7 protein-coding genes are annotated in these 13,032 nt (G+C 65.2%); 6 read left to right on the top strand and 1 reads right to left on the bottom strand.

Going from position 1 to position 13,032, the window contains the following annotated elements; all coding sequences use genetic code 11:
- Window positions 1–105: 105 nt before the first annotated feature.
- Complete coding sequence (gene putA, locus OH705_RS13105; protein WP_094012360.1) at window positions 106–4,056, top strand: trifunctional transcriptional regulator/proline dehydrogenase/L-glutamate gamma-semialdehyde dehydrogenase; 3,951 nt, start codon at window positions 106–108, stop codon at window positions 4,054–4,056.
- 119 nt (window positions 4,057–4,175) lie between these two features.
- Here putA and OH705_RS13100 read toward each other — a convergent pair whose 3' ends face one another.
- Window positions 4,176–5,186: an RHS repeat-associated core domain-containing protein gene (locus OH705_RS13100; RefSeq protein WP_267302330.1), complete on the bottom strand. Its 1,011-nt coding sequence runs from the start codon at window positions 5,184–5,186 to the stop codon at window positions 4,176–4,178.
- 296 nt (window positions 5,187–5,482) lie between these two features.
- On the opposite strand from OH705_RS13100, the gene OH705_RS13095 reads away from it, so the two are divergent.
- The 5 genes from OH705_RS13095 (at window position 5,483) to dbpA (ending at window position 13,027) form a co-directional block, all read left to right on the top strand.
- Window positions 5,483–7,279, top strand: a complete 1,797-nt coding sequence (locus OH705_RS13095; RefSeq protein WP_160291094.1) for an acyl-CoA dehydrogenase — start codon at window positions 5,483–5,485, stop codon at window positions 7,277–7,279.
- A gap of 30 nt (window positions 7,280–7,309) precedes the next feature.
- Window positions 7,310–8,752 carry a TldD/PmbA family protein gene (locus OH705_RS13090; RefSeq protein WP_267302329.1) on the top strand — a complete coding sequence of 481 codons (1,443 nt, stop codon included), beginning with the start codon at window positions 7,310–7,312 and terminating at the stop codon, window positions 8,750–8,752.
- Entirely contained in the window at window positions 8,752–10,083 is a 1,332-nt protein-coding gene (locus OH705_RS13085; protein ID WP_094012356.1) for a TldD/PmbA family protein, read from the top strand. Before OH705_RS13090 ends, OH705_RS13085 begins: the two co-directional genes overlap by 1 nt.
- 67 nt (window positions 10,084–10,150) lie before the next feature.
- On the top strand, window positions 10,151–11,578 hold the full coding sequence (gene mdtD, locus OH705_RS13080) for a multidrug transporter subunit MdtD (protein ID WP_023632381.1): 1,428 nt from the start codon (window positions 10,151–10,153) through the stop codon (window positions 11,576–11,578).
- Window positions 11,579–11,689: 111 nt separating this feature from the next.
- Window positions 11,690–13,027, top strand: a complete 1,338-nt coding sequence (dbpA, locus tag OH705_RS13075; protein WP_244891349.1) for an ATP-dependent RNA helicase DbpA — start codon at window positions 11,690–11,692, stop codon at window positions 13,025–13,027.
- Window positions 13,028–13,032 lie beyond the last annotated feature (5 nt).

Genomic DNA, 13,032 nt, shown 5'->3' with positions numbered 1-13,032 from the left:
TTTACCTTGAAAAAATCGGGTTGCACCCGGTTGCACCCGAATTGTCCTACAGGCTAATCTTGCCGCCAGCTTAGGCCACATCCGTGGCAATAACGAGGATAAGAAATGGCGACGACCACCCTTGGGGTCAAACTCGACGACCCGACCCGTGAGCGACTCAAAGCAGCTGCGCAGTCCATCGACCGCACGCCGCACTGGTTGATCAAGCAAGCGATCTTCAACTATCTCGAGAAGCTCGAGGGTGGCGCCACCCTGAACGACCTCAACGGCCATGCCGCCGCTGGCGACGACGCCGGCGAAGTCGCCGCCGACCACGCCCACCAGTGCTTCCTGGAATTCGCCGAAAGCATCCTGCCGCAGTCGGTCCTGCGCTCGGCGATCACCGCCGCCTACCGCCGCCCCGAGCAGGAAGTAGTGCCGATGTTGCTGGAGCAGGCTCGCCTGCCCGCGGCCCAGGCCGAAGCCACCAACAAGCTGGCCGCCAGCCTGGCCGACAAGCTGCGCAACCAGAAGAGCGCCGGTGGCCGCGCCGGTATCGTCCAGGGCCTGCTGCAGGAGTTCTCGCTGTCCTCCCAAGAAGGCGTGGCGCTGATGTGCCTGGCCGAAGCCCTGCTGCGCATCCCCGACAAAGGCACCCGTGACGCACTGATCCGCGACAAGATCAGCACCGGCAACTGGCAGCCACACCTGGGCAACAGCCCATCGTTGTTCGTCAACGCCGCCACCTGGGGCCTGCTGCTGACCGGCAAGCTGGTCAGCACCCACAACGAATCCGGCCTGACCTCCTCGCTCACCCGCATCATCGGCAAGAGCGGCGAGCCGATGATCCGCAAGGGCGTCGACATGGCCATGCGCCTGATGGGCGAACAGTTCGTCACCGGCGAGACCATCGCCGAGGCCCTGGCCAACGCCAGCAAGTTCGAATCCAAGGGCTTCCGCTACAGCTACGACATGCTCGGCGAAGCCGCGCTGACCGAGCACGACGCGCAGAAATACCTGGCCTCCTACGAGCAGGCGATCCACTCGATCGGCAAGGCCTCGCACGGCCGCGGCATCTATGAAGGCCCGGGCATCTCGATCAAGCTCTCGGCCCTGCACCCGCGCTACAGCCGCGCCCAGTACGAGCGCGTGATGAGCGAGCTGTACCCGCGCCTGCTGTCGCTGACCCTGCTGGCCAAGCAATACGACATCGGCCTGAACATCGACGCTGAGGAAGCCGACCGCCTGGAGCTGTCGCTGGACCTGCTCGAGCGTCTGTGCTTCGAGCCGTCGCTGGCCGGCTGGAACGGCATCGGCTTCGTCATCCAGGCATACCAGAAGCGCTGCCCGTACGTGATCGACTACGTCATCGACCTGGCCAAGCGCAGCCGTCACCGCCTGATGATCCGCCTGGTGAAGGGCGCTTACTGGGACAGTGAGATCAAGCGCGCCCAGGTCGAGGGGCTGGAAGGCTATCCGGTCTACACCCGCAAGGTGTATACCGACGTGTCCTACGTCGCCTGCGCCCGCAAGCTGCTGGCCGTGCCAGAAGCCATCTATCCGCAGTTCGCCACCCACAACGCCCACACCCTGTCGGCCATTTACACCATTGCCGGGCAGAACTACTACCCAGGCCAGTACGAGTTCCAATGCCTGCACGGGATGGGCGAGCCGCTGTACGAGCAAGTGGTAGGCAAAGTCTCCGAAGGTAAGCTAAACCGTCCGTGCCGCGTATACGCCCCGGTCGGCACCCACGAAACTCTGCTGGCATATCTGGTCCGCCGCCTGCTGGAGAATGGTGCCAACACTTCGTTCGTCAACCGCATCGCCGATCACTCGATCTCGATCCAGGAACTGGTAGCCGACCCGGTCGCCAGCATCGAGCGCATGGGCACCCAGGAAGGCAGCATCGGCCTGCCGCACCCGCGCATCCCGATGCCGCGCGCGCTTTATGGCAGCGAGCGGGCCAACTCGGCCGGCATCGACATGGCCAACGAACACCGCCTGGCGTCGCTGTCCTGCGCCCTGCTGGCCACCGCACACAACGACTGGAAAGCCACGCCGCTGCTGGCTTGCGCCGCCAGCGAACAGCCGGCCGCACCGGTGCTCAACCCGTCCGATCATCGCGATGTGGTCGGCCATGTGCAGGAAGCCACCGTCACCGACGTCGACAACGCCATCCAGTGCGCGCTCAACGCCGCGCCGATCTGGCAGGCCACTCCGCCCGCCGAGCGCGCCGCGATCCTCGAACGCGCCGCCGACCTGATGGAAGCCGATATCCAGCCGCTGATGGGCCTGCTGGTGCGCGAAGCCGGCAAGACCTTCGCCAACGCCATCGCCGAAGTGCGCGAGGCGGTGGACTTCCTGCGCTACTACGCGGTGCAGGCACGCAACGACCTGCGCAACGACAACTGCCGCCCACTGGGCCCGGTGGTGTGCATCAGCCCGTGGAACTTCCCGCTGGCGATCTTCTCCGGCCAGGTGGCCGCGGCCCTCGCCGCCGGCAACCCGGTATTGGCCAAGCCGGCCGAGCAGACCCCGCTGATCGCCGCCCAGGCCGTGCGCCTGATGCTGGAAGCCGGCATCCCCGAAGGCGTGCTGCAACTGCTGCCGGGCCAGGGCGAAACCGTCGGCGCCGGCCTGGTCGGTGACGAGCGCGTCAAGGGCGTGATGTTCACCGGCTCCACCGAAGTCGCCCGCCTGCTGCAACGCAACATTGCCGGGCGCCTGGACAACCAGGGCCGTCCGATCCCGCTGATCGCCGAAACCGGCGGCCAGAACGCGATGATCGTCGACTCCTCGGCGCTGACCGAGCAGGTGGTGATCGATGTGGTGTCCTCGGCCTTCGACAGCGCCGGCCAGCGTTGCTCGGCCCTGCGTGTGCTGTGCCTGCAGGAGGACTCCGCCGACCGCGTGATCGAGATGCTCAAGGGCGCCATGGCCGAAAGCCGCCTGGGCAACCCGGAGCGCCTGTCGGTGGACATCGGCCCGGTGATCGACGCCGAAGCCAAGGCCGGCATCGAGAAGCACATCCAGGGCATGCGCGACAAAGGCCGCAGCGTTTACCAGGTGGCCATCGCCGAGGGTGAAGAAATCAAGCGCGGCACCTTCGTGATGCCGACCCTGATCGAACTGGAAAGCTTCGACGAGCTCAAGCGCGAAATCTTCGGCCCGGTGCTGCACGTGGTGCGCTACAACCGCAAGGACCTGGACCAGCTGATCGAGCAGATCAACGCTTCCGGCTACGGCCTGACCCTGGGCGTGCACACCCGCATCGACGAGACCATCGCCAAGGTGGTGGACAACGTCAACGCCGGCAACATGTACGTCAACCGCAACATCGTCGGCGCCGTGGTCGGGGTGCAGCCGTTCGGCGGTGAAGGCCTGTCGGGCACCGGCCCGAAAGCCGGCGGCCCGCTGTACCTGTACCGCCTGCTGTCGACCCGCCCGGCCGACGCCATCGCCCGCCACTTCCAGGCCGACGACGCGCGCAGCAAGGCCGACACCACCCTGCGCGACCAGCAGCTCAAGACGTTGACCACCCTCAAGACCTGGGCGGCCAGCAGCCAGATGAACGACCTGGTCGCGCTGTGCGAGCAGTTCGCCGAGCAGTCGCAGAGCGGCATCACCCGCGTGCTGCCAGGCCCGACCGGCGAGCGCAACACCTACAGCGTGCTGCCACGCGAACACGTGCTGTGCCTGGCCGACAACGAGGCCGACCTGCTGGCCCAGCTGGCGGCGGTACTGGCCGTGGGTAGCTCGGCGGTGTTCCAGGATGGCGAGCCGGGCAAGACCGTGCGCGCCCGACTGCCGAAGGAGCTGCAAGCGAAGATCAAGCTGGTGGCGGACTGGAGCAAGGATGAGGTCGCCTTCGACGCGGTCATCCACCACGGTCACTCCGACCAGTTGCGCGGCGTCTGCGAGCAGGTGGCCAAGCGTGCCGGCGCGATCGTCGGCGTGCATGGACTGTCGAGCGGCGATCACCAGATCGCCCTGGAGCGCCTGGTGATCGAGCGGGCGGTGAGCGTGAACACCGCGGCAGCGGGTGGTAACGCCAGCCTGATGACCATCGGTTAAGACGGCTGACACCATCGCGGGGCAAGCCCGTTCCTACAAGGTCGTGTTTTGGACTTTGTGGGAGCGGGCTTGCCCCGCGATGCTTATGGGTGAACAGGTAGGGGCGCTGATCATGTTGGCTAATTCCAGTAAGCCCTTATTTCTAACGCCATCTTAAGATTTACGTATTGTTGCGTATTCGAAAACTTTCTTTTCCACTGATCACCTAGCAGCCTCTTGTGCAAGGGAACAGACTCCTTGAACACAAGATATTGATGGAAAACTTCCTTGGCATCGGAGCTAATAACTCCTCCATGAATCTTTACACTCCTCGTCTTCTTGTTTATCAAATAGAGATTCTGGTGATCCATCCTGTAATCGCCGGACGCAAGACTATCCAAAATTTCTAGCGACCCCACTGCAGACCGTCTGTTGACAAGCAGTGACTGCTTGCTCAATTCAGGGGCAACCCACTGACCATAGTCTTCCGGCTTCATGCCCAAGGGGATCAGACTTTCAAAATCGGCTTGCAATGCGTCATAGTTTGGCCCCACAAATCTGTCACGATTGTCCACATGGAGCGTCATTGCATCCGTTAAGTTTGCTGCGCCGGTAAAAACCACACTGCCAGGACTCTGGCTGTTTACCTGTGGGACTGTCCTACTCCAGACAACGCGCTGTTCTGGCCATCTCCCTACGGTTGTCTGGTTAAATTGATATCCAACCCGTCCTGAGGGATCAATACGATTGATGGGGTCTCCCTCACTATAGGCATATGCATTCAACCCTCCGGCAGCAAATGGACTCAGTACATCAGGGCTGTTAAAGCGCATCAGCCTCGTGCTGTACATACGATGCCCATTTCCCAACAGATAGCGGCCAGGTTCCGAGTCCCGTAGATAACCGGCATAGCCCAGTAAGGCAGCGTGATCCCCAGGAGGCTCAAAGCCGTAGGGACCATAGACATGGCCAAAATGCCCGGAGCCCCAGGCGCTGAAGGTGATCGAATCATCGCTGCGTGTGCCGGTAAGCAGCCCGTCGCGCTGCCCGACCTGAGCCAAGGCACCTCCGGCTCCACGCACGATACGCCTGCCCGCCCCCACTTCCCCGACGACAACAGGCCTACCTTCCATATAGAAAAAATACTTCATCGCACACCTGCCAAAAGGAATCTCAAACAAGTATTGATAGTCGTGGAGCACTCTGAAACTGGTACTTTTACTAGTCTCGACAGCTGCAGGCAGGTGTTAGGGTGAAAGGTTCATGCTAGCCCGGCTCGAGAAACGGCAGCCCGCGACAGCGGCCTTGGTGGGAATCCATAGCGCCCGGCGCCCGAGGCAGCCTGGGCGATGGCCACTTCTGCCCCCATATCACCCACACCAATTAACCTGTCCCCTGCCCCACCACCCCGCCTAGACTCGCTGCAACCCGAACCAGGAATGCCGCCATGTCCGAGCAACTCCTCAGCAGCCGCAACCTCGCCTTCGAACTCTACGAAGTCCTCGACGCCGAGGCCCTGACCCAGCGCCCGCGCTTCGCCGAGCACAGCCGCGAGACCTTCGACGCGGCGCTGACCACCGCACGCACCATTGCTGAAAAGTACTTCGCCCCGCACAACCGCAAAGCCGATGAAAACGAGCCACGTTACGTGGACGGCCGCGCCGAGCTGATCCCGGAAGTGAAACCGGCCGTGGACGCCTTCCTCGAAGCGGGCTTTCTCAACGCCAACCGCGACTTCGACGTCGGCGGCATGCAGTTGCCAAGCCTGGTATCGCAGGCCTGCTTCGCCCACTTCCAGGCGGCCAACGCTGGCACCACGGCCTACCCGTTCCTGACCATGGGCGCGGCCAACCTGATCGAGAGTTTCGGCACTGAAGAGCAGAAGCGCCTGTTCCTGCAGCCGATGATCGAGGGCCGCTACTTCGGCACCATGGCCCTGACCGAGCCCCATGCCGGCTCGTCACTGGCCGATATCCGCAGCCGCGCCGAACCCGCAGGCGACGGCAGCTACCGGCTCAAGGGCAACAAGATCTTCATCTCCGGCGGCGATCACGAGTTGTCCGAGAACATCGTGCACATGGTCCTGGCCAAGCTGCCGGACGCACCAGCCGGGGTGAAGGGCATCTCGCTATTCATCGTGCCCAAGTATCTGGTCAACCCCGACGGCAGCCTGGGCCCGCGCAACGATGTGCTGCTGGCCGGGCTGTTTCACAAGATGGGCTGGCGCGGCACCACTTCTACCGCGCTCAATTTCGGCGACAACGGCCAGTGCGTCGGCTACCTGGTCGGCCAGCCGCACCAGGGCCTGGCCTGCATGTTCCAGATGATGAACGAGGCGCGCATCGGCGTCGGCATGGGCGCGGTGATGCTCGGCTACGCCGGTTACCTGTATTCACTGGAGTACGCCCGCCAACGCCCACAGGGCCGCCTGCCGGACAACAAGGACCCGCACAGCCCCGCCGTGCCGATCATCGAGCACAGCGACGTCAAGCGCATGCTGCTGGCACAGAAGGCCTACGTGGAGGGTGCCTTCGACCTGGGCCTGTACGCGGCCCGGTTGTTCGATGACACCCACACCGCGGCGGATGCAGAGGCACGCCGGCAAGCCCTGGAGCTACTCGACCTGCTCACGCCCATCGTCAAGTCCTGGCCTTCGGCGTTCTGCCTGAAGGCCAACGAGCTGGCGATCCAGATCCTCGGCGGCCACGGCTATACCCGCGAGTACCCGGTCGAGCAGTACTACCGCGACAACCGCCTCAACCCGATCCACGAAGGTACCGAAGGCATCCAGTCCCTCGACCTGCTCGGGCGCAAGCTGGCGCAGAACAACGGCGCCGGGCTCAAGCAACTGATCCGCCTGATCGCCGGCACCTGCGAGCGCGCCAGCCATCACCCGAACCTCGACACACTGCGCCAGCCGCTGGAGCAGTTGGTCAATCGCCTGCAAGCGGTCACCCTCGCCCTGCTCGGTGACCTGGGCCAAGGCAAGGTCGCTGGGGCCCTGGCCAACTCGGCGCTGTACCTCAAGGCCTTCGGCCACTGCGTGATCGGCTGGCGCTGGCTGGAGCAGGCGATCCATGCCGAGGTCGGCCTGCTCAAGGGCAGCGACCGCGACTTCTACCTGGGCAAGCTCCAGGCCGCGCGTTATTTCCTCACCTGGGAAGTGCCGGGCTGCCATAATGACCTCGCTTTGCTCGAGGCCCGCGACGATACGTGCCTGGGCATGCAAGAGGGGTGGTTCTAGGGGGAGCCACCGCGCACACGGAGGTTTCCCATGTTCGACTCCAGCACCCTGCTGCGCCAGCGCTTCGCCGCGCTGCGCAGCACGGCCGAACTGTTCTCGCTTCGCCATGTGAAGCAATCGCACCAGTCACTGTCGGTTCGGCGCAACGTCGCCGAGCCGCCCTTCTTCAGCCAGGACGAAGGCGCCATGCTCACCGTGCGGGTCAACGGCGTCGAGGCCTACGCGGCCACCGCCGACCTGTCCCAGGCAGGCCTGCAACGCGCGCTGGAACAGGCCGAGGCACTCGCCCGGAGGATCAAGGCCAGCAGCCTGCTCGACCTGAGTGGCCAGGCCGCCCCGAGCGGGCGTCACGATCATGTATCGCCCAACTTCGAACAGTCCCTGCCCAAACTCGCCGACTGCCTGGACCTGCTCGCCGCCGAGTCCGCCAGCGTACCCAGGGACGAGCGCTTTGTGGACTGGCAGGCAAGCCTGGGCTTCAGCGTGGTCGAGCAGACCTACCTGAACTCCGCCGGCGCCGAGCTGCGTCACGCCCAGCGCTTCATCTACCCAGGCCTGGGCGTCACCGCCAGCGACGGCCAGGACAGCCAGAGCCGCAGCCTGGGCCGGGAGAACTTCGGGCAGCAAGGCGGCTTCGAAGTGGTCGAGCGCTGCGGCCTGGTCGGCGCGGCCCGCCGGGTGGCCGACGAGGCGCTGCAATTGCTGCTGGCGCCGAACACCCCGGCTGGTCAGCGCGATCTGTTGCTGATGCCCGACCAGATGATGCTGCAGATCCACGAATCCATCGGCCACCCGCTGGAGCTGGACCGCATTCTCGGCGATGAGCGCAACTACGCTGGCACCAGCTTCGTCAAAGCCAGCGATTTCGGCCATCTGCAGTACGGCTCGAAGCTGCTCAACGTGACCTTCGACCCGACAATCCACGAGGAGCTGGCCAGCTACAGCTTTGATGACGACGGCACCCCGGCCAGCAAGCAGTTCCTGATCCGCGATGGCTTGCTGGTGCGCCCCCTGGGTGGCGCCCTGTCGCAACTGCGCTCGGGCCTGGACGGCGTGGCCAACAGCCGCGCCTGCGGCTGGAACCGCGCGCCGATCGACCGCATGGCCAACCTCAACATCGAGCCGGGCGAGCAGACGCTTGCGCAACTGATCGCCGGCATCGAGCACGGCATCCTGATGCGCACCAATCGCTCTTGGTCCATCGATGATGCGCGCAACAAGTTCCAGTTCGGTTGTGAGTGGGGCCAACTGATCGAGAACGGCCAACTCAAGGGCGTGGTGAAGAACCCGAACTATCGCGGCATCTCCGCCGACTTCTGGCGCAACCTCTCGGCGGTCGGTGACCGCAGCACCTTCCAGGTACTCGGCACGCCCAACTGCGGCAAAGGCGAGCCCAACCAGGTGGTGCGAGTCGGCCATGCCTCGCCGGCCTGCGTGTTCCGCCAGATCGACGTATTCGGAGGGGACGCCTGATGAGCACCGCCTACCAGCAACGTTTCGAAAGCTTGCTCGATAGCCTGAACGCCGCCGTGCAGCCCGGCGAGCAGTTCACCCTGGGCTACAGCGCCGAGCACTCGCAGTTCGTGCGCTTCAACCATGCCAAGGTGCGCCAGGCCGGGCTGGTCAGCCAGGCCAGCGTGCAGTTGCGGCTGGTCCGCGAAGGACGCCAGGCAGAGCAGCAGATCACCCTGGGCGACGATGCCGAACTCGACCGCCAGCGCCTGCACGACGCCCTCGCGCAACTGCGCCAGACCCTGCCGCTGCTGGCGGTGGATCCCTACCTGAACCTCGACTACAGCGCCTGGCACAGTCATAGCCTGCTAGAGCAGCCACTGCCCGAGCTGGACGAAGTGCTGGCCTTGGTCGAGCGCGAAGCCGGCGACCTGGATCTGGTCGGCATCTATGCCGCCGGCCCCATCTGCCGTGGCTTCGCGAGCTCGTTCGGCGCCTTTGGCTGGCACCAGGCCAACAGTTTCAACTTTGACTGGAGCCTGTTCCACGCCAACGGCCAGGCCGTCAAAGCCAACTACGCAGGGCAGGCCTGGAGTGGCGAAACCTTTGCCGCACGCCTGCGTCAGGCTCGCGAACAGCTGGCGCACCTGGGGCGCCCGGCCGTCACCCTCAAGCCCGGCAGCTACCGCGCCTACCTGGCACCGGCGGCGATGGACGAAATCGCCGGCATGCTGTGCTGGGGTGGTTTTTCCGCGCAGGCGCTGGCCACTGGCAACAGCCCGTTGCAGCGCCTGTACAACGGCGACGCGCAATTGAGCCCGCTGGTGAGTTTCCGCGAACAGGTCAGCGGCTCGCTGAGTCCGGCCTTCTCCGACGAGGGTTCGCCGCGCCGCGACCTGCTGCTGATCGGTGAAGGGCGGGCGCTGGAGCGGCTGGTGAGTGCGCGCAGCGCCGTCGAATTCGGCCAGCAGGCCAACGGCGCCGACAGCTACGAGTCGCCCTGCGCGCTGAGCCTGGCGCCGGGCAACCTGCCCTGCGAGCAGATTCTCGAACGTCTGGGCACCGGCCTTTACATCAGCAACCTCTGGTACTTGAACTACTCGGACCTGCCAGCGGCGCGCATGACCGGGCTGACCCGCTTCGCCACCTTCTGGGTGGAGAACGGGCAGATCCAGGGCCCGGTGAGCACCATGCGCTTCGACGACAGCCTGTACAACCTGCTGGGCAACCAGCTGGAGGACCTGAGCCAGGAGCGCGAGATGATCCTGTCGACCAGCACCTATGGACAGCGCAGCACCGGGTCGAGTCATCTGCCGGGGGCGCTGGTCAAAGGGCTGACCCTCACCTTGTAACATGCGTGGGAGCGGGCTCCCACGAGCCTGCTCCTACAATGGGCCCTACACTCGCCTGAGGTTTCTCATGCCCGACCGCGCACCATTGGACCCCGTCACCGCCCGCTGGATCCCCTGGGTGGTGGCCATCGCCTTCTTCATGCAATCGCTGGACGGCACCATCCTCAATACCGCGCTGCCGGCCATGGCCCGCTCGCTGGCCGAAGACCCGCTGCGCATGCAGGGGGTGATCATCGCCTACATGCTCACCGTGGCCCTGCTGATCCCGGCCTCGGGCTGGATTGCCGACCGCTTCGGCACCAAGCGCATCTTCTTCAGCGCCATCTTGCTGTTCAGCTTCGGCTCGCTGTTGTGTGCCATGGCCAACAGCCTCGGTTTCCTGATCTTCGCCCGGGTGGTGCAAGGCCTGGGTGGCGCCCTGATGCTGCCAGTCGGAAGGCTGGTGGTGTTGCGCGCCTACCCGCGCAGCGAACTGGTGCGGATCATGAGCTTCATCACCATCCCCGGCCTGCTCGGGCCACTGCTTGGTCCGACCGTGGGCGGTTGGCTGGTGGAAATTCTTAGCTGGCACTGGATCTTCCTGCTCAACCTGCCGGTGGGCGCCGTGGGTTGCTATGCGGTGTGGAGGTTCATCCCCGACCTGCGCGGCGCCGAGCGCACCACCTTCGACGGGCCGGGCTTCCTGCTGTTCGGCGCGGCGATGGTGCTGATCACCATTGCCATGGAAGGGCTGGGCGAACTGCACCTGCCGCACCTGCGGGTGATGCTGTTGCTGTTCGCCGGCATGGCCTGCCTGGCCGCCTACTGGCTGCGCGCCGGGCGCGATCCGGAGCCACTGTTCTCGCCGTCACTGTTCCGCGTGCGCACTTTCGCCATCGGTATCCTCGGCAACCTGTTCGCCCGCCTTGGCAGCGGCGCCCTGCCCTTCCTGGTGCCGTTGCTGCTGCAAGTGGCGCTGGGTTATTCACCTGCCCAGGCCGGGATGAGCATGATTCCGCTGGCGGCGGCGGCGATGCTCGCCAAGTCGGTCGCCCGGCCGCTGATCGAGCGCCTCGGCTATCGCATCGTGCTCACCGGCAACACCCTGCTGCTGGGCCTGCTGCTGGCCAGCCTGGGGCTGGTCGATGAACAGACGCCGTATGCGCTGCTGCTGGCGCAGCTGGCGATGCTGGGCGCGGTGAACTCGATGCAGTTCACGGCGATGAACACCGTGACCCTGATCGACCTCGACGACGCCAGCGCCAGCAGCGGCAACAGCCTGCTGTCGGTGGTCGCGCAACTGTCGCTGAGCCTGGGCGTAGCCTGCGCCGGCGCGCTGCTCGGTGGTTTCACCGCGGCTGGCAGCGCCGAAGGCGTGGAAAGCACCCTGGGGGCGTTCCAGCTGACCTTCGTCACCATCGGCGTGATGGCCATGCTGGCGGCGGCGATTTTCCTGCAATTGGCGCCGACAGACGGAAGGCGCGCTCGTCGTCCGGAAGAACACGTCGAGTCGTAGGGCGAATGGCTGTGAGGCTGGTAGACTGTGCGACATTTTTCGCTCCAGCCGCAGGCCCGCCTCGTGACCGTTGAAACCACCGCCTTTGCCACCCTCCCGCTGTCCGCCGCCATGCTGGCCAACCTGGACGCCCTGGGCTACGCCTCGATGACCCCGATCCAGGCCCAGAGCCTGCCGGTGATCCTCAAGGGCCAGGACCTGATCGCCCAGGCCAAGACCGGCAGCGGCAAGACCGCCGCCTTCGGCATCGGCCTGCTCAACCCGATCAACCCGCGCTACTTCGGCTGCCAGGCGCTGGTGCTGTGCCCGACTCGCGAGCTAGCCGACCAGGTGGCCAAGGAGCTGCGTCGCCTGGCCCGCGCCGAGGACAACATCAAGATCCTCACCCTGTGCGGTGGCGTCTCGCTCGGCCCGCAGATCGCCTCGCTGGAACACGGCGCGCACATCATCGTCGGCACCCCGGGGCGCATCCAGCAGCACCTGGACAAAGGCACCCTGGTGCTCGACGGACTCAACACCTTGGTGCTCGACGAAGCCGACCGCATGCTCGACATGGGCTTCTTCGACGCCATCGCCAGCATCATCGGCAAGACCCCGTCGCGCCGCCAGACCCTGCTGTTCTCGGCCACCTACCCGGCCGGCATCGAGCAGTTGGCCAAGGCCTTCATGCGCCAGCCGCAGCAGGTCAAGGTCGAAGCGCTGCACAGCGACAACCAGATCGAACAGCGCTTCATCGAGATCGACGCTCAGCAGCGCCTGGACGCCGTGACCCGTGTACTCGGCCACTACCGTCCACAGTCCTGCGTGGCGTTCTGCTTCACCAAGCAGCAGTGCGAAGACGTCGTCGCCCATCTGACCGCCAAGGGCATCGTCGCCCAGGCCCTGCACGGCGACCTGGAGCAACGCGACCGTGACCAGGTGCTGACCATGTTCGCCAACCGCAGCAGCTCGGTGCTGGTAGCCACCGACGTCGCCGCCCGCGGCCTGGACATCGATGGCCTGGACATGGTCATCAACGTCGAACTGGCGCGTGACGCCGAGATCCACGTGCACCGCGTTGGCCGTACCGGCCGGGCCGGCGAGAAAGGCGTGGCGATCAGCCTGGTGGCGCCGGCCGAGGGCCATCGCGCCCAGGCCATAGAAGACCTGCAGAAGCAGCCGCTGCGCTGGGAACAGTTGGACAGCCTCAAAAGCAAAGGTGGCGAGCCGCTGCTGCCACCAATGACCACCCTGTGCATCGCCGCCGGGCGCAAGGACAAGCTGCGCCCGGGTGACATTCTCGGTGCGCTGACCGGCGACGCCGGGTTGCCAGGCAAGCAGGTGGGCAAGATTGCCATCTTCGACTTCGTCGCGTTCGTGGCCGTGGAGCGGGCAGTGGCCAGACAGGCCATGCAGCGCCTGAACAGCGGCAAGATCAAGGGTCGCGCCCTGAAAGTCCGTATCGTCTGAAGTCT

Source organism: Pseudomonas sp. BJa3 (genome assembly GCF_026343815.1).
GTDB lineage: Bacteria > Pseudomonadota > Gammaproteobacteria > Pseudomonadales > Pseudomonadaceae > Aquipseudomonas > Aquipseudomonas soli.
The sequence above is the reverse complement of the archived record's forward strand: the minus strand, read 5'-3'. Positions and strand labels throughout refer to the sequence as shown.